This window comes from Allochromatium palmeri (assembly GCF_009720725.1).
GTDB classification, from domain to species: domain Bacteria; phylum Pseudomonadota; class Gammaproteobacteria; order Chromatiales; family Chromatiaceae; genus Thermochromatium; species Thermochromatium palmeri.
On the sequence record NZ_WNKT01000021.1, the window covers coordinates 37,711 to 62,737 of the forward strand.

At 63.1% G+C, this 25,027-nt stretch carries 25 protein-coding genes; 19 read left to right on the top strand and 6 right to left on the bottom strand.

What is annotated here, in order from left to right; genetic code table 11:
* Positions 1-48: 48 nt before the first annotated feature.
* The 3 genes from GJ668_RS10980 to GJ668_RS10990 are packed head-to-tail and all read right to left on the bottom strand — an operon-like array spanning position 49 to position 2,912.
* A complete protein-coding gene (locus tag GJ668_RS10980; protein WP_155450191.1) occupies positions 49-1,449 on the bottom strand; it encodes an NAD(P)(+) transhydrogenase (Re/Si-specific) subunit beta in 1,401 nt (466 codons plus the stop codon).
* A gap of 12 nt (positions 1,450-1,461) precedes the next feature.
* A complete protein-coding gene (locus GJ668_RS10985) occupies positions 1,462-1,761 on the bottom strand; it encodes a proton-translocating transhydrogenase family protein (RefSeq protein WP_155450192.1) in 300 nt (99 codons plus the stop codon).
* Between the two features lie 53 nt (positions 1,762-1,814).
* Complete coding sequence (locus GJ668_RS10990) at positions 1,815-2,912, bottom strand: Re/Si-specific NAD(P)(+) transhydrogenase subunit alpha (RefSeq protein WP_155450193.1); 1,098 nt, start codon at positions 2,910-2,912, stop codon at positions 1,815-1,817.
* Positions 2,913-3,156: 244 nt separating this feature from the next.
* Between GJ668_RS10990 and prmA the strand changes: the two genes are divergently transcribed.
* Positions 3,157-4,032, top strand: a complete 876-nt coding sequence (gene prmA, locus GJ668_RS10995) for a 50S ribosomal protein L11 methyltransferase (protein WP_155450194.1) — start codon at positions 3,157-3,159, stop codon at positions 4,030-4,032.
* A 47-nt stretch (positions 4,033-4,079) separates the two neighbouring features.
* Positions 4,080-5,159 carry a DUF3592 domain-containing protein gene (locus tag GJ668_RS11000; RefSeq protein WP_155450195.1) on the top strand — a complete coding sequence of 360 codons (1,080 nt, stop codon included), beginning with the start codon at positions 4,080-4,082 and terminating at the stop codon, positions 5,157-5,159.
* 74 nt (positions 5,160-5,233) lie between these two features.
* On the opposite strand, the gene GJ668_RS11005 is transcribed toward GJ668_RS11000, so the two are convergent.
* Positions 5,234-5,509, bottom strand: a complete 276-nt coding sequence (locus GJ668_RS11005; protein ID WP_155450196.1) for a Txe/YoeB family addiction module toxin — start codon at positions 5,507-5,509, stop codon at positions 5,234-5,236.
* Positions 5,490-5,762, bottom strand: coding sequence for a type II toxin-antitoxin system Phd/YefM family antitoxin (locus tag GJ668_RS11010; protein WP_155450197.1), 273 nt, complete (start codon positions 5,760-5,762; stop codon positions 5,490-5,492). The genes GJ668_RS11005 and GJ668_RS11010 overlap by 20 nt, the downstream gene beginning before the upstream one ends.
* A 158-nt stretch (positions 5,763-5,920) precedes the next feature.
* Here GJ668_RS11010 and dusB point away from each other — a divergent pair, with 158 nt between their 5' ends.
* From dusB to GJ668_RS11065, 11 genes are all read left to right on the top strand, one after another.
* Positions 5,921-6,940: a tRNA dihydrouridine synthase DusB gene (dusB, locus tag GJ668_RS11015; protein ID WP_425482487.1), complete on the top strand. Its 1,020-nt coding sequence runs from the start codon at positions 5,921-5,923 to the stop codon at positions 6,938-6,940.
* Between the two features lie 73 nt (positions 6,941-7,013).
* Positions 7,014-7,295, top strand: coding sequence for a hypothetical protein (locus GJ668_RS11020; protein ID WP_155450199.1), 282 nt, complete (start codon positions 7,014-7,016; stop codon positions 7,293-7,295).
* On the top strand, positions 7,282-7,602 hold the full coding sequence (locus tag GJ668_RS11025) for a hypothetical protein (protein WP_155450200.1): 321 nt from the start codon (positions 7,282-7,284) through the stop codon (positions 7,600-7,602). The genes GJ668_RS11020 and GJ668_RS11025 overlap by 14 nt, the downstream gene beginning before the upstream one ends.
* A 140-nt stretch (positions 7,603-7,742) precedes the next feature.
* On the top strand, positions 7,743-8,051 hold the full coding sequence (locus GJ668_RS11030; protein WP_155450201.1) for a helix-turn-helix domain-containing protein: 309 nt from the start codon (positions 7,743-7,745) through the stop codon (positions 8,049-8,051).
* 126 nt (positions 8,052-8,177) lie between these two features.
* Positions 8,178-9,737, top strand: coding sequence for a bifunctional phosphoribosylaminoimidazolecarboxamide formyltransferase/IMP cyclohydrolase (gene purH / locus GJ668_RS11035; protein WP_155450202.1), 1,560 nt, complete (start codon positions 8,178-8,180; stop codon positions 9,735-9,737).
* A 6-nt stretch (positions 9,738-9,743) separates the two neighbouring features.
* Positions 9,744-10,520 carry an acyl-ACP--UDP-N-acetylglucosamine O-acyltransferase gene (lpxA, locus tag GJ668_RS11040; protein ID WP_155450203.1) on the top strand — a complete coding sequence of 259 codons (777 nt, stop codon included), beginning with the start codon at positions 9,744-9,746 and terminating at the stop codon, positions 10,518-10,520.
* Between the two features lie 43 nt (positions 10,521-10,563).
* Positions 10,564-11,859 (top strand): phosphoribosylamine--glycine ligase, encoded by a 1,296-nt coding sequence (gene purD, locus GJ668_RS11045; protein WP_155450204.1) that lies wholly within the window; start codon positions 10,564-10,566, stop codon positions 11,857-11,859.
* A 15-nt stretch (positions 11,860-11,874) separates the two neighbouring features.
* Positions 11,875-13,491: a tetratricopeptide repeat protein gene (locus GJ668_RS11050; RefSeq protein ID WP_155450205.1), complete on the top strand. Its 1,617-nt coding sequence runs from the start codon at positions 11,875-11,877 to the stop codon at positions 13,489-13,491.
* Between the two features lie 13 nt (positions 13,492-13,504).
* Positions 13,505-14,179: a sensor histidine kinase gene (locus GJ668_RS11055; RefSeq protein WP_246194795.1), complete on the top strand. Its 675-nt coding sequence runs from the start codon at positions 13,505-13,507 to the stop codon at positions 14,177-14,179.
* Positions 14,167-15,999 (top strand): VWA domain-containing protein, encoded by a 1,833-nt coding sequence (locus tag GJ668_RS11060; RefSeq protein ID WP_186343041.1) that lies wholly within the window; start codon positions 14,167-14,169, stop codon positions 15,997-15,999. Before GJ668_RS11055 ends, GJ668_RS11060 begins: the two co-directional genes overlap by 13 nt.
* The gene (locus tag GJ668_RS11065) at positions 15,996-17,033 is read left to right on the top strand and encodes a hypothetical protein (protein ID WP_155450207.1); all 1,038 of its coding nucleotides are present in this window, start codon (positions 15,996-15,998) and stop codon (positions 17,031-17,033) included. The genes GJ668_RS11060 and GJ668_RS11065 overlap by 4 nt, the downstream gene beginning before the upstream one ends.
* A gap of 19 nt (positions 17,034-17,052) precedes the next feature.
* Here GJ668_RS11065 and GJ668_RS11070 read toward each other — a convergent pair whose 3' ends face one another.
* Positions 17,053-18,057, bottom strand: coding sequence for a phosphotransferase (locus tag GJ668_RS11070; protein ID WP_186343042.1), 1,005 nt, complete (start codon positions 18,055-18,057; stop codon positions 17,053-17,055).
* A 93-nt stretch (positions 18,058-18,150) separates the two neighbouring features.
* Here GJ668_RS11070 and GJ668_RS11075 point away from each other — a divergent pair, with 93 nt between their 5' ends.
* The 6 genes from GJ668_RS11075 to GJ668_RS11100 all read left to right on the top strand — a co-directional run bounded on the left by GJ668_RS11075 (position 18,151) and on the right by GJ668_RS11100 (position 24,897).
* Positions 18,151-20,736: an LPS-assembly protein LptD gene (locus GJ668_RS11075; protein WP_246194797.1), complete on the top strand. Its 2,586-nt coding sequence runs from the start codon at positions 18,151-18,153 to the stop codon at positions 20,734-20,736.
* A complete protein-coding gene (locus GJ668_RS11080; RefSeq protein WP_155450209.1) occupies positions 20,717-22,066 on the top strand; it encodes a peptidylprolyl isomerase in 1,350 nt (449 codons plus the stop codon). The genes GJ668_RS11075 and GJ668_RS11080 overlap by 20 nt, the downstream gene beginning before the upstream one ends.
* Entirely contained in the window at positions 22,063-23,070 is a 1,008-nt protein-coding gene (gene pdxA / locus GJ668_RS11085) for a 4-hydroxythreonine-4-phosphate dehydrogenase PdxA (RefSeq protein WP_155450210.1), read from the top strand. Before GJ668_RS11080 ends, pdxA begins: the two co-directional genes overlap by 4 nt.
* 54 nt (positions 23,071-23,124) lie before the next feature.
* Positions 23,125-24,225, top strand: a complete 1,101-nt coding sequence (tgt, locus tag GJ668_RS11090) for a tRNA guanosine(34) transglycosylase Tgt (protein WP_155450211.1) — start codon at positions 23,125-23,127, stop codon at positions 24,223-24,225.
* 191 nt (positions 24,226-24,416) lie between these two features.
* Complete coding sequence (locus GJ668_RS11095) at positions 24,417-24,632, top strand: DUF2281 domain-containing protein (RefSeq protein ID WP_155450212.1); 216 nt, start codon at positions 24,417-24,419, stop codon at positions 24,630-24,632.
* Positions 24,622-24,897, top strand: coding sequence for a PIN domain-containing protein (locus GJ668_RS11100; RefSeq protein ID WP_155450213.1), 276 nt, complete (start codon positions 24,622-24,624; stop codon positions 24,895-24,897). The genes GJ668_RS11095 and GJ668_RS11100 overlap by 11 nt, the downstream gene beginning before the upstream one ends.
* Positions 24,898-25,027: the final 130 nt, after the last annotated feature.

A 25,027-nucleotide genomic window follows, 5' to 3' on the forward strand; every position in this document is an offset into this window, starting at 1 on the left:
ATCGCCGGCCACGAAGCCTCCAGCTTCGCGACCGGCAAGCGGATCGGCCTAATGCCCTCCACCCTTGAGCGCCGTATTCATCCCCTCGATGGTGTCCTTGGCGTCGCCGAACACCAGATAGGTGTTGTCCTGATAGAACAGCAGATTATCGACACCTGAATACCCCGGACGCATCGAGCGCTTGAGGAAGTAGACCTGACGCGCGCGTCCGGCTTCCAGGATCGGCATCCCGTAGATGGGACTGGTCTTGTCCTCCTTGGCCGCCGGGTTGACGACATCGTTGGCCCCGACCACCAGCACCACGTCGGTGCCGGGGAACTCGGGGTTGATCTCGTCCATTTCCAGCACCTGATCGTAGGGGATGTCGGCCTCGGCCAGCAGCACGTTCATGTGCCCCGGCATGCGTCCGGCGACCGGATGGATGGCGAACTTGACCTCGACCCCGCGCGCCCCGAGTAGCTCGGCCAGCTCTTTCAACGCATGTTGCGCCTGCGAGACCGCCATGCCGTAACCGGGCACGATGATGACGCGGCCCGCATCCTCCATCCAGTAGACCGCGTCCTCGACCGCCGCCGACTTGACACCCTTCTCGGCCGCCTGCGCCCCGGCGCTCTCACCCGCGCTACTGTCGGAGCCAAAGCCGCCGAAGACGACATTGATGATCGAGCGGTTCATCGCCTTGCACATGATGAAGGACAGGATCGCGCCCGAGCAGCCGACGATGGCCCCAACGATGATCAGCAGATTGTTGTGCAGCGTGAAGCCGGTCGCCGCCGCCGCCCAGCCCGAGTAGCTGTTGAGCATCGAGATGATGACCGGCATGTCCGCCCCGCCGATCGGGATGATCAGGGTCACGCCGATGACGAGCGCCAGCACCGTCATCAGTGCCAACGACAGCAGACTGCCGGTCATCGCGAAATGCACCGCCAGCGCAATGGTCAGCGCACCGATGACGGCATTGAGCAGATGCTGCCCGGTGAACTTGACCGGCGCGCCCGACAGCAGCCCCTGGAGCTTGCCGAAGGCGATGATCGAGCCGGTGAAGGTAATCGCGCCGATCACCACGCCCGCCGAGATCTCACCCATCAGCACCGCATTGAGCAGCCCTAGGTGCTGATGATGCAGAAAGGTGCCGATGCCGACCAGCACCGCCGCCAGACCCACGAAGCTGTGCAGGGCCGCGACCAGTTGCGGCATCGCCGTCATCTGGATGCGCAGGGCGACAATGCCCCCGATGATCGCGCCGCCCGCGATCCCGGCAATGATGAAGCCGTAGGACTGCACCTCGCGCGCGAGCAGCGTGGCGACAATGGCGATGACCATGCCGAGCATGGCGTAGAGATTGCCCCGACGCGCACTCGCCGGATGGGTCAGCCCCTTGAGGCCGAGAATGAACAGGATCGCTGCGACCAGATAGGCCAGCGCCTGATGGTTGACCGTGAATTCCATCGCTGTCCGTCCTTACTTCTTTTTCTTCTTGAACATCGACAGCATCCGGTGCGTGACCAGAAAGCCGCCGAAGACGTTGATCGAGGCCAGCAGCACGGCGACGAAGCCGATGAGCTGGACCAGCAGACCGGCCTGCGGATCGCCCGCGACCAGCAGCGCGCCGACCAGCACGATGCCGGAGATGGCGTTGGTGAGCGCCACCAGGGGCGTGTGCAGCGAGGGCGTGACGCCCCAGATCACCCAGTAGCCGATGAAGCAGGCCAGGACGAAGACATAGAGGGCGATCAACGAGGGATCGAGTGCCTCGGGCATGGGTTTAACTCCTGTGGGATACGCCGTGCGTATCCGAACGATCTAAATGGGCTTCAGGACGCCGCCTGAACCAGCATGGCGGCCGTGATGTCGTCTGACTCCAGATCCTTGAGCTGCGGACCGGACTCGCCGCGCTCAAACATGATCTCAATCAGATTGAGCAGGTTGCGCGCATAGAAGGCGCTCGCGTCCGCCGGGACCAGGGCCGGGAAGTTGGTCAGGCCGACCAGGGTCACGCCATGGCGCTCGACGATCTCATCGGCGACAGTGAGCGGACAGTTGCCGCCGCTGGCCGCCGCCAGATCGACGATGACCGAGCCGTGACGCATGCGCTGGACGACATCCTCCGTCACCAGCACCGGCGCGCGGCGGCAGGGGATGAGCGCCGTGGTGACGATGACATGCGCCTTGGCCAGCTCGTCGGCGAGCGCGGCCTGCTGGCGCGCCTTGGCCTCGTCGGAGAGTTCCTTGGCATAACCGCCCTCCCCCGCGCCACTCTCGCCGAGATCGAGATCGATCGGCTTGGCGCCGAGCGAGAGGATCTGCTCGCGCGTCTCGGGGCGCACGTCATAGGCATAGACGTCCGCGCCCAGCCGGCGCGCGGTGGCGATCGCCTGGAGTCCGGCCACGCCCGCGCCCAGCACCACCACCCGCGCCGGCTTGGCCGAGCCGGCCGAGGTCATCATCATCGGCAGGAAGCGTCCATAGCGCGCAGCCGCCTCGATCACGGCGCGATAGCCGGCGATGTTGCTCTGCGAGGACAGCACATCCATCGACTGCGCGCGCGAGGTACGGGGCATGCGCTCCAGACCCAGGACGCGCATCCCCTTGGCCAGCAGCGTCGGGAGGATCGTATCCTCGCCGCAGGATTCGAGCAGACCGAGATAGAGTCCGCCGGTACGCATGGCTTCGACGTCGGCCTCGTCCGGACGGCGGACCTTGAGCAGCAGGTCGACGTCATAGGCGCCGGCACGGTCGCTCAGGCGGGCGCCGGCCGCCTCGTAATCGGCGTCCGGATAGCCGGCACGCACCCCGGCGCCGGTCTCGATCACGACCTCGAAGCCCTGACCAACGAGCTTCTTCACGACCTCCGGCGTCGACGCCACGCGCGTCTCACCAGGGCGTGTCTCCAACGGGATTCCAATCTTCATGACGTAACGATTCGCCCCTGTTGTGGTTCGCCACCCTGGGGGCGGCAAAATTTGCGCATTATCCCGAGCGGATTGGTCAATCGCAACTTGTTAATATACTGGGATCTTCGCGATGTTCCGGAGAGCGTCGCGGCGCCGGTCGATATCACGGCATTCGTCATTCGCTCCAGGCGGCACTGAACACCGCGGCCCGAACAGGCTACAATCGCGCCCCTTCACCTCGCCCCAACTCTGGTCCGACTCCATGCCCTGGCTACAACTTGCCTTCGATGTTCCGCGCGATCAGGCGGACACTCTTGAACAGTATTTGGAACTGGCCGGAGCACTCTCGATCACGCTCGGCGATGCAGGCGACGAACCGCAGCTCGAACCCGATCCGGGCGAGACGCCGCTATGGTCCGAAGTTACGCTCACGGCGTTGTTCGAGAGCGATCCCGAGAGTGCCGCCCTGGTCGAGCGTCTGGCGCTGGATCTGGCCGCGCGTCTCGGTGAGCGCCCGCGCATCCATCGCATCGAGGATCAGGTCTGGGAGCGGGTGTGGCTCGATACCTTCAAGCCGACCCGCTTCGGTCAGCGGCTGTGGGTCTGTCCCCATGGCCAGCCGCCCGGCGACCCCAATGGCGTGGTCGTGGCGCTCGATCCGGGGCTGGCCTTCGGCACCGGGCATCACGCGACCACGGCGCTGTGTCTGGAATGGCTCGACGGTGCGGATCTGGCCGGCAAGACCGTGCTCGACTTCGGCTGCGGCTCGGGGATTCTGGCCATCGCCGCGCTCAAGCTCGGTGCCGCGCGCGCCATCGCGGTCGATCACGACCCCCAGGCGCTCACGGCCACGCACGACAATGCGCAGGCCAATGGCGTGCTGGATCGGCTGGAGATCTTCGCGCCCGAGTCGTTCACCGATCCGAGCGTCGATATCGTGCTGGCCAACATCCTCGCCGGCCCGCTGATCGCGCTTGCGCCGCGTCTGAGTGCGATGCTGGTTCCGGGCGGCGATCTGGTGCTCTCGGGCGTGCTCACCGAGCAGGTCGAGGCTGTCAGTGCGGCCTATGCCGAGCGCGTCAGGCTGGCGGCGACGCGCATCCGCGACGATTGGGCCTTGATCTCGGGACGCCGATGATCGCGAATCCGGCCCCAGGTTGAGGTGCACTCCGAGGAGAGACGGCGATGGCTGAACAGGCACCCAAACCCGGCGACAAACAACGCTACATCCTCGGATTGATTCTGGCCGTGGCGGCCTTGATGCCGTCCGTTGTCTGGCTCGCCCTGTTGGTGGCCGAGCGCGGTGAGTTCGGCGGCTGGGGGAATCCGGCGGAGATGGCGGCGACGCTCCTGGTCGTGTTGCTGGTCGTCGCGCTGGGTGTGATGGCATTCAAGCTCAGTCGGGTGCTCGAATACATCGATCCGGAACAGATCGATTTTCCGGCCCTGTCCGAATCCTTCAGCGACAGCGGCGGACGACTGGCGGCCTATCTGGAGCGACCGCCGCCGCGCCCTTTCGAGGCTGACTGCCTGGCCCCGATCTGGAACGGTCTGTTTCCGCCCGCGGCCCGCTTGGCGATCGCGCTCTTGCTGCCGCTCATGCTGATCATGTTGGCGCTGTTGAGCTACATGGTCCTTGGCGCCACCGAGGCCGATCGGATCATCGATCAGGGGCCGGTGAACACGGCCATGGCCACGGTCACGGCCGTCAAGGAGAAGCACGACCGCAATGGCGGTCGCTATTTTGAGACGCGCTATCGGTTCAAGGCGGTCGCCGGTACTACCGATCTGCATTCCATGAGCTTCGCGGACCATACTGAGCTTCGGCCCGGTGATCTCGCCTCGGTCGAGTACATGGCCAGCGATCCGTCCCTGAATCGGTTGGAGGAGATGCGAACGACCCCCATCGATCCCAACGCGATCCTTCTCCCCGTCTGGGCGATCACGCTCGTGTTCCTGCCCTCGTTTGGCGTTTATGTCTGGTGGCGGCGGCGATTCGCCTGCGTGTTGCTCACCGAGGGCGTGTTGGTCGATGCGGCGATCGAGTCGTTGCGTCGCGGCGGGCGAGGCGCGGTGTTCTGCAAGGTCGAGTATCGTCTCCAGGGTCTCGTCTCACGCAAACGGCTTGCCGTACCTGCCGACCCGAGCCTCTATGCCACGCTGCACAATCGTCGACAGCAGCATCGAACGATCAAGGTCTTGGCGCATCCGGAGCGTTTTGGATCGGTCTATTTGATCGAACCAATACTCGCCGCTGCGCGGTGAATCCGCAGATTCTGATTGGTTGCTACATGTTGCGTTTCATGTATTAGGTTAGCCCGAAACCATCCAATCACTGGTTAGGACTCAAAAGAGTCGTAATGGCCGCCGATGGCAAAGATATAGACATGAGTATCGTCAAATTTATACACAATCCGGTCCTTTTGGCTAAGTCGCCTCGACCAAAAGCCCGAAAGGTTATGTCGAAGTGCTTCCGGTTTCCCCAAACCGAAACGGGGATCATCGCGTAACATTTCTTTCAAAATGGCGCAAAGATTCTTGTGCATCCGTTTGTCACGCTGCCGTAGATCTTCGTACACCTCCCACGTTCTACCCTCAAATACTAACGATCTCATCTAACTGCTCTTTAGTCGGCGTATATCCGGTCCCCGCTTTATGGGTAGCACTGGATTCGGCGATCTGGCGCATCAGGCTAGTATTTTGGAGCACGTACAAGGTTTCCTGGTCACGTTCCCAGTCCTCCGCACTCATCACCACAAAGTCCGAGCCCGTGCGGCGAGTTACGCGAAGTGGCGCGTGCTGACTAACTACATGTTCGACAAAGTTTTTTAGACTGTCTCTGAATTTGTTTACAGTTGTGGTATCCATTATCGGGCGCCTCATGCTGTACGGTAACTCCGTACAGTTTAAGAGACAAAGCCCTAACAATGCCATACAGCCGCGGCCCGACGGCTGAAGAATGGGTTAAATCCGTGTAACCTTGAGGTTCACCGCCATCAGCCAGACGACTTCCAACGATTCAACCCGTGATTCCATCCCAACGAGCAACGTCTTCGCCCGCTTTGATCCGCCCCTTCCAGATCGGCCCCCATCGGCTCGCCAACAACCTGATCCTGGCCCCAATGGCCGGGATCACCGACCGCCCGTTCCGCACCCTGTGCCGACGCCTCGGTGCCGGACTGGCCGTGGCTGAAATGGTCGCCGCCAACACCGCGCTCTGGGGCAGCCGCAAGTCGCTGCGCCGGCTCGACTATCGCGACGAACCGGGACCGATCTCGGCGCAGATCGTCGGGTCCGACCCTGCCCAAATGGCCGAGGCCGCGCGGCTCAACGTCGAGCTGGGCGCGCACATCGTCGACATCAACATGGGCTGTCCGGCCAAGAAGGTGTGCAAGGTCGCCGCCGGTTCGGCCCTGCTGCGCGACGAGACGCGCGTGGCGCGCATCCTGGAAGCCGTGGTCGCGGCCGTCGAGGTGCCGGTGACGCTCAAGATCCGCACCGGCTGGTCGCCCGAGGAGCGCAACGCCGTGCGCATCGCCCGGATCGCGCGCGAGTCGGGCATCGCCGCCCTGACCGTGCACGGACGCACGCGCGCCTGCACCTATGGCGCCCCGGCCGAGTACGACACCATTCGCGCCATCCGCGCCTCAGTGGACATCCCGCTCATCGCCAACGGCGACATCGCTTCACCGGAAGACGCCCGTCACGTCCTGCACTACACGGGCGCAGACGCGATCATGATCGGTCGCGCCGCCCAGGGACGCCCCTGGATCTTCGGTGACATCGCCGCCGATCCGGTTCCGGAGCCTGCCCTTCCACCCGCACGAGCCGCCTCACGCGACTGGATCAGGGATATTCTGAGAGAACATCTCGAAGCCCTCTATGCCTTCCACGGCGATTACGCCGGAGTACGGATCGCACGCAAGCACATCGCCTGGTACTGCCGCGACCTGCCGGGCGCGGCGAGCTTCCGCGAGACCATCAATCGAACCGAAACGGCGAGCGAGCAGCTCCGGCTGGCGCTGGCGTTCCTGGATCAAGATTGACATTGATGTTTGAAGGACGTGCCGCACTAAAACTATACTTTCGTGCAGAACCCCTTCTCGAAGGACTCTCAGGATGGCGATCAGCGCACAGACACCCGTGGTCAAGGTCGTCGGCACCAATGGCCAGATCTCGCTCGGCAAGCAATATGCCGGACGTCAGGTACTCGTGGAAGAACGTGAGCCCGGCGTCTGGATCGTGCGCACCGCCACGGTCATCCCCGACAACGAGCGCTGGCTGCACGAGTCGCAGGCGGCCGCCGACCTGCAGGCCGCTCTGACGTGGTCCGGTGCCCAAGCCGCCTCCGACGCGAATCTCGAAGACGTCTTGCAGCGCCTCGGTCATGTCCAGTCCTGATCCCAGGGTCCGGCTGGATCTGAACAATCCCGTCTTCCAGGACCATCTGCTGAGTCTGCAAAAACCGGAACGTCACGCGGCACTCAACGTGCTCGACAAGATTCGACGCTTGACCTGGAATCAGGTGTACCGTGATCCGGGCCTGAAGTGGGAAAAGATCACCAGCGTCAAACCCCCAGCCGGGATCGAGGCCATTTACTCGCTGCGTATCACGCAGTCACGTCGGGCAACGGCCTATCGCGATGGAGATTTCATGCGTTTGCTGACCATTGCGCCGGATCACGACTCGACCTACGGCAAAAAGTGAGTTCAGGCCGCCCGTCGGATCGATGCGGCTGAAGCCGCACCTACAGCCAAACGCCACCCTCATTCCGGTCGACATAGACCCAAGTAACTGAATTAACGATACCGGCCTCGATCAGGCCCTGCACGAGAGATTTCCGCTGTATGACGAGTGAGGCCGCGCCCACGACATCCGAACCGCCCCCGCGCGCGACCGGATCCGACCCCGACAAAACTCAGAGCACCACGCCCCTGAGCCAATGCGTACAAGCGTCTGTGGCGGCCTATCTCGCCCACATGGCCGGACACGAGATCGAGGATCTCTACGATCTGGTCATGCAGGAGGTCGAACGCCCGCTGTTCGAGCTGGTGCTGCAACACACACAGGGCAATCTCAGCCAGGCGGCACGCCTGCTCGGTCTGACGCGCAATACACTGCGCAAACGACTCAAGGCCCACGGCATCGACCGCTGAGGTCTGTCCTAAAATCCATGGGATCGAAGACGCGGATGTTGCACAATTGCACCACAGCCGTCGATGCTTCGCTCCCGAACACTTCGCGAAGCCATACGCTCACCTAAAAAGAACCTGGACCATCCGATGCAACCCATTCAACGCGCCCTGATCAGTGTCTCCGACAAGACCGGTCTGCTCGACTTCGCTCGCGTGCTCGCCGCCCGTGGCGTCGAGATCCTCTCCACCGGCGGCACCGCCCGCCTGCTGGCCGACAACGGCCTGACCGTGGTCGAGGTCTCAGACCACACCGGCTTCCCCGAGATGATGGACGGGCGCGTCAAGACCCTGCATCCGCGCATCCACGGCGGCATCCTCGGCCGGCGCGGCATCGACGATGCGGTCATGACCGAGCACGGCATCCCGCCGATCGATCTGGTGGTCGTCAACCTCTATCCCTTCGAGCAGACGGTCGCCAATCCGGACTGTGACCTGGAGACCGCGATCGAGAACATCGACATCGGCGGTCCGACCCTACTGCGCGCGGCGGCCAAGAACCACGCCAGCGTCACCGTGGTGGTCGACGCCGCCGACTATGAGCGCGTGGCCGCGGAGATCCAGACCACGGGCGGCGTGAGCGACGCGACCCGTTTCGATCTGGCGGCCAAGGTGTTCGAGCACACCGCGCGCTACGATGGCGCGATCGCCAACTATCTGTCCGCACGCACCGAGTCCGAGGCCGATGCCGGCTTCCCGCGCACCCTGACGCTGCAATTCAAGCGCCAGCAGTCGATGCGCTATGGCGAGAATCCGCATCAGAACGCCGCCTTCTATGTCGAGCACCAGATCGGGGAAGCCGGCATCGCGACCGCCACCCAGCTCCAGGGCAAGGCACTGTCCTACAACAACATCGCCGACACCGATGCCGCGCTCGAATGCGTCAAGCAGTTCGACGAGGCGCCGGCCTGCGTCATCGTCAAGCACGCCAACCCCTGTGGCGTGGCCTTCGGTGCAACCTTGCTCGACGCCTACGACCGCGCCTATTCGACCGATCCCGAATCGGCCTTCGGCGGCATCATCGCCTTCAACCGCGAACTCGACGCTGAGGCCGCGAGCGCCATCGTTGCGCGTCAGTTCGTCGAGGTCATCATCGCCCCGCGCGTCTCGGACGCGGCCCGCGCGGCGGTTGCCGCCAAGCCGAATGTGCGCCTGCTCGAATGCGGCGACTGGACCCGCGAACCGGGCAACCGGCTCGACTTCAAGCGCGTCAACGGCGGTCTGCTGGTCCAGGAGGCCGACTTGCGTCTGACCGATCAGATCCGCACCGTCACTGAGCGCGCCCCGACCGAGGCCGAACTGGCCGACCTGCTCTTCGCCTGGCGCGTGGCCAAGTTCGTCAAGTCCAACGCCATCGTCTATGGCCGCGAGCGCATGACCATCGGCGTCGGCGCCGGGCAGATGAGCCGGGTGAATTCGGCGCGCATCGCCGCCATCAAGGCCGAGCACGCCGGTCTGACCGTCGCCGGCTCGGTGATGGCCTCGGATGCCTTCTTCCCCTTCCGCGACGGCATCGATCAAGCGGCGGCGGTCGGCATCCAGGCCGTCATCCAGCCCGGCGGCTCGATGCGCGACGAGGAGGTCATCGCCGCCGCCAATGAGCACGGCATGGCCATGGTCTTCACCGGCATGCGTCACTTCAGGCACTAAAAATCCATGCGCATCCATCCAACGGCCATCGTCGAGGACGGCGCCCAACTGCACGATAGCGTGACGGTCGGTCCCTATTCGATCATTGAATCCGGGGCCGTCATCGGCGAGGGCTGCCGCATCGAGAGCAACGTGCGCATCTTCGGCGTCACCCGGATGGGGGCGCACAACCGTGTCTGTCATGGCGCAACCTTGGGTTCCGAGCCGCAGGATCTGAGCTTCACCCCGGAGAAAGCCCGGCCGCTGGTCATCGGCGATCACAACCACTTCAAGGAGTGCGTCAACATCAGCGGCGGGATCAAGACCGAGGACGGCACCCGCATCGGCAATCACAATTACTGGATGGCCTTCAGCCACGCCGGGCACGATTGCATCGTCGGCGATCACAATGTCTTCGCCAACACCGCGACCCTGGCCGGGCATGTCGAGATCGCCGACCATTGCTTTCTCTCCGGCCAGGTGGCGGTGCATCAGTTCTGCCGCCTCGGCTCCTATGTCATGATCGCGGGCGTCACAGGCGTGCCTCAGGACGTGCCGCCCTATATGCTCGCCGACGGCCATCGCGCGCGCCTGATCGGACTCAATGTGGTCGGACTGAGACGCAGCGGCTTCAGCCAGGAACAGCGCACGCGCATCAAACAGGTCTATCGCCTGATTCTGCGCTCCGGTCTGCGCCTGGACGACGCACTCCAGCGCGCCGAGGCCGAGTATCCTAGCCCCGAGACGGCGCGGATCGTCGCCTTCATTCGTGCCAGCCGGCGCGGTATCGTGTCGTTCGATTGACTCGGATCCGATCCGAACCTAAAACCAGAGACTTGAAACACTGATGAAGATCTTGATCGTGGGCAGCGGCGGGCGCGAGCACGCCCTGGCCTGGAAAGCGGCTCAATCCCCACTGGCCGAGCAGGTGTTCGTAGCTCCCGGCAATGGCGGCACGGCGAGCGAAGCGGGCGTGGAGAACGTGGCCATTGCCGCCGACGACATCGCCGGACTGGTGGCGTTCGCGCGCCGCGAGTCGATCGGGCTGGCCATCGTCGGTCCCGAAGCGCCGCTGGTGCTGGGTCTGGTCGATGCCTTCGCCGAAGCGGGACTACCCTGCTTCGGGCCGCGTCAGGCGGCGGCTCAGCTCGAAGGCTCCAAGGCGTTCGCCAAGGACTTCCTGCACCGTCACGGCATCCCGACCGCCGCCTATGGCGTCTTCACCGAGCTGGAACCGGCACTCGACTATCTGCGCCAGGTCGGCGCGCCCGTGGTGGTCAAGGCCGATGGTCTGGCCGCCGGCAAGGGCGTGATCCTGGCCGATGATCTGGCCACGGCCGAGGCCGCCGTGCACGACATGCTCGGCGGCGGGCGCTTCGGTCAGGCTGGAGCGCGCGTCGTGATTGAGGAATTCCTCACCGGCGAGGAAGCGAGCTTCATCGCCATGGTCGATGGCCGGCACATCCTGCCGCTCGCCTCGTCTCAGGACCACAAGGCGCGCGACGACGGCGATCGCGGTCCCAACACCGGCGGCATGGGCGCCTACTCGCCCGCCCCCATCGTCACACCCGAGATCCACGACCGCATCATGCGCGAAGTGATGGAGCCGACGGTCGCGGGTCTGGCCGCCGAAGGACTACCCTATCTGGGCTTCCTCTATGCTGGACTCATGATCGACGCCAAGGGTACACCCAAGGTTCTGGAATTCAACTGCCGCCTCGGCGATCCCGAGACCCAGCCGCTGCTGATGCGCCTGAAGTCGGATCTGGCTGAACTCTGTCTGGCCGCGCTCGACGGACATCTCGACCAGGTCACGGCCGACTGGGACGCACGCCCCGCACTCGGCGTGGTCATGGCCGCCGGCGGCTATCCGGACGACTATGACAAGGGGCATGTCATCAGCGGCCTGGATGCGGTACCCTCCAGCGAAGCTAAAGTCTTCCAGGCCGGCACCCGGCAAGTGGACGACGCGATCCTGACCAACGGCGGGCGCGTGCTGTGCGTCACCGCACTCGGCGAAAACGTGGCCGAGGCCCAACGGTTGGCTTATCAGGCCGTCGACCGCATTCAATGGACAGGCGCCTTCTGTCGGCGCGACATCGGGCATCGCGCGATCGCGCGCGAACAATCCAGCGCGCAGTAGTCGGAGCACAATGCGATGGCGGACGCCTTCACAGCCAAGACCTTCCTGGTGATCGATGATTTCGCCGACATGCGCGCGGCGATCAAGGGTATCCTCGTCTCGCTCGGGGTCGCGCACATCGATCAGGCCCGCAACGGCAGCGAAGCCATCGCCAAGATGCAGCAGAATCACTACGATGTCATTCTCTGCGACTACAACCTCGGTCCCGGCAAGGATGGTCAGCAGGTGCTCGAAGAAGCGCGCCATCGTCAGCTCATCGGCGTCGACTGTATCTTCATCATGATCACGGCCGAAAACACCCGTGAAATGGTGATGGGCGCGGTCGAATACGCCCCCGACAGCTATCTCTCCAAACCCTTCACCAAGGATCTGCTGCAAACCCGTCTGGCCAAGCTCTTCGAGCGCAAAGCCCATCTGACCGTGGTCAATCAGGCACTGCTCGCCAAGGACATCTCGGCGGCGATCCGCGCACTCGATCTCTTGATTTCCAAAAAACCGCGCAATCTCGGCGAACTGCTCAAACTCAAGAGCGAGATCTGTATCGACTCCAATCGGCTTGATGAGGCCGCGACAACCCTGGAACAGGTGCTGGCCATCCGCGAGATGCCCTGGGCGCGGCTTGGGATCGGCAAGATTCAGTTCATGCGGAAACACTTCGATCAGGCGCTGGAAACCTTCAGGCAACTGATCGAGCAGGATTCCAACTTCATCGGCGCCTACGACTGGTTGGCGAAAACGCAAACGGCTCAGCGCCATTTCGCCGAGGCCGAGGAGACACTGCGCACCGCCGTGCGACTCTCGCCGCGTGGTATCCGGCGTCAGCACGCGCTCGGCGACCTCGCCCTGAACAACGGCCATCCCGAGATTGCTGAAACGGCCTACGAACACGCTGTCGGCCTATCCAAACACTCCGTGCTCAATCACCCGTCGATGTTTGCCGGACTGGCTAAGAGCAAGTCGGCCAACGCCAAGCATGACGAGGCGCTCAAGGTCACCGGCCAGATCAACAAAGTCTTTCCCGATCAACAGGAAGCGGCCTTCTATGCGGCCAGTACCAGCGCCATCATCAAGACGCGCCAGGGCGACGCGACCGGTGCGGCCGCCGCACTCGCCGAGGCCGAGGACGTGCTCGCCCGACTCAATGAAACGGTGCACTCATCCGAGCATGCCCTGGAGATGGCCAAGACCTATGCCGGACTCGGCCAAACCGACAAGGCCGCCGAGATGCTGCGTCAGACCATCGCCAATAATCACGACGATGACGAGATCCTGACTCAGATCGTGCATCTGTGCCAGGAATCCGGACTACAATACGATGCCGAGACGGCGATCCGCGAAGTCCAGCGCGACCTGGTCAAGACCAACAACGAAGGTGTGCGACTGATCAAGCAGGGCGAATTCGAGGCTGCCATCCGTCTCTTGAGCCAGGCCGCCGACGAGATGCCAGGCAACAAGACCATCAGCCTCAACGCGGCCAAGGCCATCATCATGTATATGGAACGCCAGGGCATCACCAACGACAATCTACAGCGCGTGCGCCATTATATCGACCGTGTTCAGACGCTAGCTCCCGATGACTGGCGACTGGGCGATGTCATCGCGCGACTGCGCAAACTCACCACTAAGGGTTGAACCGATGGACAGCATGGACTTTTCCGACATCCTGGCCTCTTCGATCCACGACATCAAAAACTCGCTCGGTCTGATCCTGACCAATCTCGAGGATCTGATCGGCAATCCAGAGAATCACATCGCCAATCCGCGTCAGGCCAGCCTCCTGCAACACGAGGCACGCCGCGCCAACAGCAATCTCATCCAGTTGCTGACGCTCTACAAGCTCGGTCACGAGCAGCTTTCCATGCGCGTGACGGCCAACAATCTCGATGACTTCCTGGAGGAAGTCGTCGCCGAAAATCACTCCGTGTGTCGGGCGCTCGAATTGGAATTGGGCTATCACTGCGAACCGGATCTGGAGGGCTATTTCGATCTGGAGCTGGTCCGCAGCGTGCTCGACAGCACCATCGGCAATGCCAGACGCTACGCCCGCTCACGCATCGAACTCAGTGCCGCTCAGGAAGACGGCTTTCTGGTCATCCGCGTCGAGGACGATGGCGGCGGGTTTCCGCCGGCCTTGATCGGTCTGCTGGAGTACCAGCCCGGCGAATTCGCCGAGGCCACCAACCCCGGCCGCACCCAGCTCGGCCTGTATTTTGCCACGCGCATCGCGCAGCTACACCACAATGGCGACACTGTCGGCCGGATCCATCTGGTCAACTCCCATCATCTGACTGGCGGCTGTTTCGAATTGTGTCTTCCCTGAGGCGTGCGCCGACGCTCTTAGCCGTCATCCTGCTGTGGCTGGTCGCGATCCAGGCACCGCTGGCGGCTCCAGCCGATGTGCGACTGCTCATCGATGTCTCGGGGAGCATGCGTCAGAACGACCCCAGGAACCTGCGCGCACCGGCCTTGCAACTGGTCAACGAACTCATGCCGGCTGGATCTATCGCCGGCGTGTGGCTCTTTGCCGAACAGACCGAGGTCTTGATCCCGCCGGCTCCCGTCGATGAGGCCTGGAAGAAGCGTCTCGGCCAGCGTCTCAACCGCATCCATTCGCGTGGACTCTTCACCGATATCGAGCGCGCCATCCGCACCGCGACCGAGGACTGGAGTACGACGCCGGCCGAGGGCGAACGTCATCTGATCCTCTTCACCGACGGGCTCGTCGATGTCTCCAAGGAGCCCGAGCCGAGCGCGGCCTCGCGCGAGCGCATCCTCTCCGAGCAGCTCGAAGCGCTTAAAACCATGGGCGTCAAGGTCCACACCATCGGCCTCTCGGATCAGATCGATGAGCCACTCATGCGCCTGCTGGCGACCCAGACCGATGGCTGGATGGAGACTGCGCAAGATGCCGAGACGCTCCAGCGACTCTTTCTGCGCGTACTCGAACAGAGCGCTCCACCGACGACGGTTCCGCTTGAGGGCAATCGTTTCGAGATCGACGATCAGGTGCGTGAATTCACACTGCTCGCCTTTCGTCCCGAAGGCGGACAGACCCAGCTGACGACACCCGACGGCGAGCGGATTCGGGTCGATCAGCTCGCTCCAGGCGTCAGATGGCGTGCCGAGGCCGGCTATGATCTGGTGACATTGACCAATCCCAAGCCCGGACAATGGCGCATTCGCGGCGTGGAAGACCCGGACAACCGGGTCGTGGTCGTGACTGACCTGGACATCGAGGCCGGACCGCTGCCCAACACGATCGGACTCGGCGAGATGCCCAAGACCGAGACCTGGCTCACCGACCATAAGCAGCCGGTCAAGCGCCTCGAACTCTTGGAAGTGCTGGTGGCCAAGGTGACGCTCGTCGCCGAGTCAGTCGCTGACGAGCCACCTGAATCGACCCCGGCGCCTTCCGCTCCACCGGCTCCACCGGCTCCACCGGCCGTCGAAGAGGGACAGACCCCGCCGCCCCAGCCGCCGCCCGGTGAGCAGCGTCTGACCCTGGATCCGGCCACGACCCGGTTCTCGGGGATGCTGCAAACAGCGACGCTCGCGCCCGGCGTCTACCGTGTGGACTTCGTCATCGACGGCGGTTCCTTCCAGCGCCAGCTCACCAAGCGTATCAAGATCAAGGGCGCGCCCCTGTCCCTGACCTATGAGCGCCAGCAACCGAGTGAGACCGACCCCCTAGCCGCCATCCAGATCCAGCTCAGCGCCGAGCCGGATCTGGTCGACCCGGCAAGTCTGCTCGGCTATCTGCTCGTGCGCGGCCCGGACGACTGGACCGAGGTCGTCGAGATCACCAAGGGCAAACGCTTCCCGCTGATGATCAAGATCCCTGTCCAGCGTCCGGGTGAATATCGAATCAGCAGTCATTTCATGGGCCGGACCCTGACGGACGACCCCATCGAAATTCAACCTGACCCCGGTGTCCTGAATTTCGATTTCGAGGCTCCGTCGAGTCAGGCCGACGAAGAGACAGCGGCAGGCAACGCTATCTCCTGGCCCTGGTTGCTGATCTATCTGCTCGGCGGCAATGCCCTGCTTGGTGCCGCCTTGGCGCTGACCTGGTGGCTCATGACGAGGGCCAGGTCCGGTCGTGAGCCGGCTCAAAAAACCGCCAAGAGGAAGCGCGCATGAGCACACTCCAACTGGCGGCGCTCATCCTGGCCGGCGAGTTCGCCCTGCTGGCCTGGGTCATCCTCTTTCTGATGCTCAGGCGACAGCACCACCAGACAAAAGATGATGAGGTGCATGCCGAGGCCGTCATGGAGCATCTGGAGTCGAGCGAACACTCTCACCGCGATGCGCTGACGAATCTGTTCGAGAACACCTATCGTCTGGAAGGCGATGAATTGGCGGCCAAGGTGGATGAATACATGGAACGTGAGCGGGCCTTCTACAACGTCATGCTGAATCTCTATCTCAACCGCGATGGCGAAAAGCTCAAGGAAATCCCGGCAGAGCTGGCCAAGGTAATCAAGCCCTGGGCCGAGATCACGCCGACCGGGATGATCAGCGCGAACGAAGTCACGAGCCTGGAGAACGAGCGGGCGCAGCTTTCGGCCGAACTCGAAAATACCAAGGAAACCCTCGAACAGCTCATGGATGAATACACGGCGGCGTTCCAGCAAGCCGAGCAAGCGAAAGCTAAACCAGCGGATAAGCCGCCGGCCACTCCGGCTGGCGCCGACACAGCACCGCCCGCCTCCAGTGCGGAGGACGCGGAGGACGTCAATTTCGACGATCTCGACATGGACGATGCCGATTTCGATATCCAGGCGATGGAGACCGCTCAGCCCGAGGAGCCTGAGGAGTCTGAGGCGCCCGAGACGGCCTTAGAACCAGAGCCAACCGCCAACACCACGGCTGATGCCGAGGACGCAGCCAAGGATACGGTTGAGGATGTAGTCGAGGACTCGGTCGGGGATACGGCCAAGGACGCGGTTGAGGACGCACTCGATCCGAGTGAGATCGATGCCATGCTGGAGCAGCTGGCGAAGGAGACCGCGAGCGATTCAGCGGCCGCCGCGCCCGACGCCGATCGCGAACGCGCACTCAGCCCGCAGGAGATCGAGGACGCGCGCGCGCGGGATGAACTGGAAGGACTCGCGGATCTGTTCGATATGTCCGATGACTCGGACAGCGCGGCCTCGGATAAACAGAAAACCTGAGTCCGTGCGCTTGCGGCCCCTAGACGTGCGAGGCCAGACGCGATTCCAGCGCGCGTGCCACAGGCTCGCCGAGCCAGTCGCCAAACGCACTCAATTCCGGATAACGACCCGCCACATCCCGTACATAGCCCAGGGTGCGCGGAATGTCAGCCAGATAGCCATGTTTGCCGTCGCGCAGACTCAGACGGGCGAAGATGCCGCACGCCTTGAGATGACGCTGCATCCCCATGAGATCGAACCAGCGCCTGAATTGCTCAGGCTCGACCGCCTGGAGCAGGCCCGACTCGGTGGCGCGCTGGAAATAGCCGAGCGCCCAGTCCCAGACGCGCGGCTCAGGCCAGGCGATATAGCAATCGCGCAGCAGCGAGACCAGGTCATAGGTGATGGGGCCGACCACGGCATCCTGGAAGTCGAGCACGCCCGGACTGGCATTCTCGGTCAGCATGAGATTGCGCGAGTGATAATCGCGATGGACGCAGACGCACGGCTGTTCCAGGGCGCTGGCGATGAGGATGGATTCCAGGCGTGCGAGCCGCTCGCCGTCGCGCTCATCGAGCGATAACTCCAGAAGCCCCTGCAACAGCCAGTCGCGAAACAGACCCAGTTCACGCGCGAGCAACGGCGCGTCATAGTGCGGCAGTCCTTCGGTCGGGGTGCGCGTCTGGAGGATTTCCAGGGTTTTGAGCGCCTCGCCATAAAGCCGGTCGGCAGTTTGATCGTTCAGCTCGCCGAGATAGACGCGATCACCGAAATCCGAAATCAGCAAAAACCCCTGCTTGCGCGCCTCGGCCTGAATCTCGGGGGTATTGACGCCGATGGCATGAAAGCGTCGCGCCAGATCGGCATAACGACCGCAGTCCTCGAACTCGGGCGGAGCGTCCATGGCGATCCAGGTCTCGCCATCGCGCCAGACACGCCAATAGCGGCGAAAACTCGCATCCGAGGACGCCGGCGTCAGCTCCAGCGACTCCGTCCCCAATACCTCAGTCAACCAAGCATGCAATGCCGCCTTTCGCTCCGACACGCGACTTACCTCAACCCGTCATAGAGTCTTCGAAACCAAGGCTCCGCTGCGCGATGCCGTCATCGGCGATTGATGGCGCGCCCTGGATATGCCATGGTTGCAGGTTCAACCCCTAGCGTCCACCCATTCAGTCACACAGCCTTTCGACCGATGCCGACCCTGGCCGACTTCAAACAGAGCGCACGCGCGATGGCGCTGCTCGTGCTCGCGGCCGTCTCGGCTTCCAGCGGGGCGACGGAATCGAGTCCGAGTGCGACGGCTCCAGCACCTGAGCCGGACTCGCCGCCACGCTCACCTCAGACGGCTTTTACGCCGAGCACACCGCAGCATCTGCCCTCGGTCGAATCGCCCCTGATCCCCAACCGTCCTGCCGAACGCGATGCCGCGCTCGCGACCCTGAAGGAACAGAGCGCACAAGGCGTCACCCTCGCTCCACCGGACGAGACACCCGCTGCGCCCGTGGCTGCCATCCCTATCGAGCAACGCGCGGATGACCGCCGACTGCATCTGGATCTCGGCTGGGAGTACTGCGGACCCGCGCCCGGCGTCACGGATACCACGCCCATGTCACCGCCACCGGACGCGCAACGTCTGCCGATCGAGATCACGGCCGATCTGGTCGACTATGATCGTGAACGCGACCTGATTCAGCTACAGGGCGATATCGAGATCCTCCAGGAATCGCGACGACTGCGCGCGGATCGCTCGCATTACAACCGACGTACCGGAGATGTCAACGCCAGCGGCGGTATCGAACTGGACTATCCGGGTCTGCGGCTCATCGGCGAGCGTGCCGATTACAACCTGGAGACCCAGCGCGGCTATCTGCAACAGACCGGCTATCGGCTGTATGGTCAGGCCAATCTGCGCGGCGCGGCCAGCGAAGCCTGGCTGCTCGACGCCGAGCGCAGCCGGTATCGCGATGTTCTCTATACCACCTGCCCGCCCGGTAACGCGGCCTGGTCGCTACGTGCGCACGATCTGGAGCTGAATCAGGGCACGGGTCTGGGCGTGGCACGTCAGGCACGCCTGAGCCTCTGGGACGTGCCGGTGCTCTACACGCCTTATATGAGCTTCCCGATCGATGGACGCCGGCGCAGTGGCTTTCTGATCCCGATCATCGGCACTTCCGAGCAAACCGGATTCGACTTCAGCCTGCCCTATTACTGGAACATCGCGCCCAACATGGACGCGACCCTGGTACCGCGCCTGATGAGTTCGCGCGGACTGATGCTGGGCGGCGAGTTTCGCTATCTCTCGCCCAGGCAGCGTATCGAACTCGATGGCGAGCTGCTGCCGCACGATCGCAAGGACGAGGCCGCGGGCGTGCGCGGGGCGCTACGCATCACCCAGTCCGGGCGACTCGGGGCGCGCTGGTCGACCGCAATCGACTATGCCTCCGTCTCCGACGACCAGTATCTGCTCGACTTCGGCAACCGGCTCGATGTAACGAGCGTGCGCAATCTCATTCAACGCGCCGATCTCTTTTACGGCGGCGACGGCTGGTGGGCCTTGGGGCGCGTACAGCAGTTCCAGACGGTGGATACCAGCATCGCGCCGGCCAACCGGCCATACGGACAGCTTCCGCATATCGAGCTGAACGTCGCGCCCAGCACGCTGATCAGCGGACTGGAATACACCTTTGATGGGCAGTACGACTATTTCGATCACAACTCGGACGTTCATGGCGGGCGACTGGTCGCTATTCCCTCACTGCGCTGGCCGCTGCGACGCAGCTTTGGTCATCTCATTCCGCGCACCCGGCTCTATTACACCCAATACGATCTCGCCGACCAGGTCGAAGGTGCCGAGAGTCAGCCGAGCTATCTGATTCCGAATGTCGATCTCGACGGCAAGCTGATCTTCGAGCGCGAGACCGACTGGTTCGGGCATGAGACCTTGCAAACGCTCGAACCGCGACTCTATTACGTCCTCACGGCCTATGCCGATCAGTCGGACAATCCGCTTTTCGATACCACGGAGCTCGATTTCAGTTTCGCCAGCCTGTTTCGACCCAACCGCTTCACCGGCTATGACCGCATCAGCGACGAGAACCGTCTGACGCTGGGCCTGACCACGCGCACCATCGCCAACCATGATGGCGATGTGCTCCTGCGTGCCAGTCTCGGGCAGGTCTATTACTTCGATGAGCCTCGCGTTCAGCTCGATAGCACAGAGCCCGATGACGATGTGAGTTCCTCGCTTGCCGGCGAACTGGCGGCGCGGCTTCATCCGGACTGGACCGCGCAGCTTGGACTGCAATGGAATCCGCATGCCAGCGAGAACGCTTGGGAGAAGCAGATCCTCCAGCTCCAATACGCTCCCGGTCACGAACGTTTGATCAATCTCGCTTACCGCTACAACCTGGGCAACCAGGCGTCGGATGACTACGAGAACACCGATATCTCGTTCCAGATGCCGATCGGTTCACGGGTACGGGTGGTCGGACGCTGGCTCTATTCGCTGCTCAATGATGAAACCGTGGAAGCCTTCGCCGGCCTGGAGTTCGGCCAATGCTGCTGGCGCCTGCGCATCCTGGGTCAGCATCTCAAACGCGACGCTGACGAGCCGGCGAGCACCAGTGTCATGCTGCAATTGGAGCTGGCCGGTCTCGGCTCCTTCGGCAATTCGATCGACAAGGTCCTGGAACGAGGAATCTATGGCTATCAGTCTGAATAGACGCGCGCTGGCGTGGCTCACGCCCGGCTGGTCCCTGTGGGGACTGGGACTCATGCTGGTGTTGGGGGCGCACTCCGTACCGCTGACGGCCCAGCCGCTGGATGCCATCGTCGCGGTGGTCAACGACAACGTGGTGGTGCAGAGCGAGCTGGAACGCGAGATCGCGCTGGTGATCCCGCAGCTCAACCAGCGCGGGACGGCCGTGCCGCCCTTGACACAGTTGCGCAAGCAGGTACTCGACCGGCTCATTCTCAAGCAATTGCAGCAACAGCGGGCCAAGGAACTCGGCATCCAGGTCGACGAGGCCACGCTGGAGGAGGCACTCCAGGGGATCGCCAGTCGTAATGGTCTGTCGCTCGACGAGCTCAAGGTGACGCTTGAAACAGGCGGCGTCCGCTTCGAGGATTTTCGCGAGGATACGCGCTCCCAGATCCTGAGCAGTCGCCTGCAGAGTCAGGAAGTGGTGCGCAAGATCCAGGTCAGCGAGCCGGAGGTCGATCGCTTCCTGGCCCGCGAATCGAGCCGGCTGATCGAGCGCGAGCAGGTGCGCTTGCAACACATCCTGATCGCCCTGCCCGAGAACCCAAGCCCGGCTCAGATCGAGCAGGCCGAAAACAAGGCCAAGCGGCTGGTCGCGCGTCTGCGCGGCGGGGCTGACTTCGCCGAAGTGGCGGTGAGCGAATCGGATGGACGCAACGCCCTGGAGGGCGGTGATCTGGGCTGGTTCGAGATGGGAGCGGTACCGAGCCTGGTCTCCAATCTGGCCTATACCCTGGCTGAGGGCGAAATCAGTGAACCGCTACGCAGTCCGAGCGGCTTTCACATCATCCGTATGCGCGAGATCAAGGCCGCCACGCCCGAGGACGTCACCCAGACACGGGCGCGTCACATCCTGGTGCGCACCAACGAGATCGTCTCGGACGCCGATGCGCGTCAGCGGTTGTTGCAACTGCGCGAACGCATCATCAACGGCGAGGATTTCGCGACCCTGGCGCGGGCGAACTCAGACGATACCGGCTCGGCACTCAAGGGCGGCGAACTCGGCTGGGTCGATCCGGGCGACACGGTGCCTGAGTTCGAGCAACAGATGCAGGCACTCGCCGTCGGCGCGACCAGCGAACCCTTCAAGAGTCCCTTCGGCTGGCACATCCTCCAGGTCGAGGAGCGACGCCAGCAGAGCGCCAGCGAGGATCTGCTGCGAGTGAAGGCGCGCGAGGCGCTGCAACGGCGCAAGGCCGAAGAGGCAACCGAAGAGTGGTTGCGCCAGTTGCGCGACGAAGCCTATGTCGAGATCCGGCTCGACCAAGATTCATGGTCGCAGACTCCATGACAGGCTCAAATACCGCGCGGGTGCCGCGCTTGGTCCTGACACCGGGCGAGCCGGCGGGCATCGGCCCCGATCTGATCGTGCGACTGGCGGCGGCTGAACACTCAGCGGCGGAACGGGTGGCGATCGCTGACCCGGATCTGCTGGCCGAGCGCGCGGCGCGTCTGGGTCTGGATCTGAGCATCGCGCCCTTCGACCCGACCCAGGATGCCCATCCAAGTCAACCCGGTCAGCTCAAGGTCTGGCCGGTGGCCGTTGCGCATCCGGTCACGCCCGGACGACTCGATCCGGCCAACGCCGGCTATGTGCTGGAGACCCTGAGACGCGCCTGCGATGGCTGTTTGGACCAGACCTTCGCGGCCCTGGTCACTGGACCCGTGCATAAGGGCGTCATCAACGAGGCCGGCATCCCCTTCACCGGGCACACCGAGTTCCTGGCCGAGCGCTGCGGGGCCGAGCCGGTGATGATGCTGGCCACACCGGGTCTGCGCGTGGCGCTGGCGACCACCCATCTGCCGCTGTCACAGGTCAGCGCGGCCATCACGCGCGAATCGCTCGGGCGCGTGGTCGACATCCTGCATCAGGATCTGGTCGAACGCTTCGGTCTGGAACGGCCGCGAATCCTGGTGTGCGGACTCAATCCGCATGCCGGCGAAGGCGGCCATCTGGGACGCGAGGAGATCGAGGTCATCGAACCTGTGCTGGCCGAGCGGCGGGCGCGTGGCTGGGATCTGGTCGGCCCGCTGCCGGCCGATACCCTGTTCGTGCCGTCGCGTTTGCAGGACGCCGACGCGGTGCTGGCCATGTATCACGATCAGGGGCTGCCGGTGCTCAAGCATCTTGGATTCGGCCAGGCAGTCAATGTGACGCTCGGTCTGCCGATCATCCGCACCTCGGTCGATCATGGCACGGCGCTGGAGCTGGCCGGAACCGATCGCGCCGATCTCGGCAGTCTGCGCCTGGCGCTCCAGACGGCGCTGACGATGACGGCGGCGATTCATCACTAACATTCGATCCTCTCTACGATCCGGCTCAATGCGAGCCGGCCAGGAATCTCTTCGATGCACTTCGATCTGCTTGAACGCGACGGCCTCGCCCGTCGCGGACGTCTGACCTTTGCACGCGGGACCGTCGAGACGCCCGCCTTCATGCCCGTGGGCACCTATGGCACGGTCAAGGCCATGACCCCGGAGGAATTGCTGGAGGTCGGCGCCGAGATCGTGCTCGGCAACACCTTCCATCTGATGCTGCGCCCCGGCACCGAGGTCATCCGCCGGCTCGGCGATCTGCACGGCTTCATGCACTGGGAGAAGCCGATCCTGACCGATTCTGGCGGCTTCCAGGTCTTCAGCCTCGGCGAGCTGCGCAAGATCACGGAAGAGGGTGTCAAATTCCAATCGCCGATCGACGGCAGCCCGGTGTTCCTCAGCCCCGAGATCTCGATGCAGGTGCAGCGCGAGCTGGGATCGGACATCGTGATGATCTTTGACGAATGCACGCCCTACCCGGCCAGCGAAGCGCAGGCGCGCGTCTCGATGGAGCTGTCGCTGCGCTGGGCGGCGCGTTCACGCGAAGCGCATGGCGACAATCCGGCGGCGCTGTTCGGCATCGTCCAGGGCGGGATGCACGAGCGCCCGCGCGCCGAGTCGCTGGAAGGATTGATGCGGATCGGCTTCGATGGCTATGCGGTTGGTGGACTCTCGGTCGGCGAGCCGGAAGCAGACCGCTTGCGGGTGCTGGATTTTCTGTCCGACAAGCTGCCGACCGACCGGCCGCGCTATCTGATGGGTGTGGGTACGCCGGAGGACATCGTGGCAGCGGTTCAACGCGGCATCGACATGTTCGACTGCGTGATGCCGACGCGCAATGCGCGCAATGGGCATCTGTTCACCCATCAGGGCGTAGTGCGTATCCGCAATGCCGTGCATCGCCGCGACGAAGGCCCGCTCGATCCGCTGTGCGACTGCTACACCTGCCGCCACTACAGTCGTGCCTATCTGCATCATCTCGACCGCTGTAAGGAAATCCTGGGTGCGCGGCTGGCGACCATCCACAATCTGCATTACTACCAGACGCTGATGCGCGGACTGCGCGAGGCCATCGCCGTAGGCCGGCTCGATCATTTCGTCGCTGATTTCAAGCGGCAACGGACGTCGGACTGATCGATCGGTGGACGGCCGGCGCAGAATCGACCGCCCGATTTCGAACACGCGACATCTCCCAATACAAATGATTGATCCAAAGCATTAGTACTATACTGCGGGTCTCGACGCCGAGGTGACGGCGGACTTCCTCGAAGGTGACCTCGATGGACCAGCGCCAGACAAGGCTATCAACACTCCAGGAGATCGACATGGGCTACGCCGAACTCATTCAGACTCTAGAGCAACTCCCAGAAGACAAACAATCTGAAGTGCTTGATTTTGCAAAATTTCTTGCCCAGCGGTTTCAGCCCAAGGAAATCGAGCAAAAAACGCTAGCCGAATCTTCTTTGGCTCGATGGATCAATAACCCATTAGGCGTCGAGAATTTTCAACCAATGAGCCGGGAAGAAGCAAATGCCCGCTAAGATATTCGTTGACACCAATATCTGGCTCTACGCATTGATTCCCCAAAAAGACAGTCCCAAGCATGTTCTGGCCGCCCAATTCGTACTGACGCTCAAGCGACCATTGATCAACTCTCAGGTTGTCCGGGAAGCCGGCAGCAACCTGCTCAAGAAAGCCGGAATCGCTGAGGCGAGGCTACGCGCCATCATTCAAGACTGGTATCGAGACTGCGAAATCCATCCTTCCAATGCAGAACAACATGTACTGGCATCGGAATTACGGTAAAGACATTCGTTCAGCTATTGGGACAGTCTGATCGTCTCTGCAGCACTCGATGCGGGCTCGAACAGTTTCAATATGAGTTGCGCATTTTTGCGCAGTTATTTATATTTCAACCATGTCACGCAAACTGGTC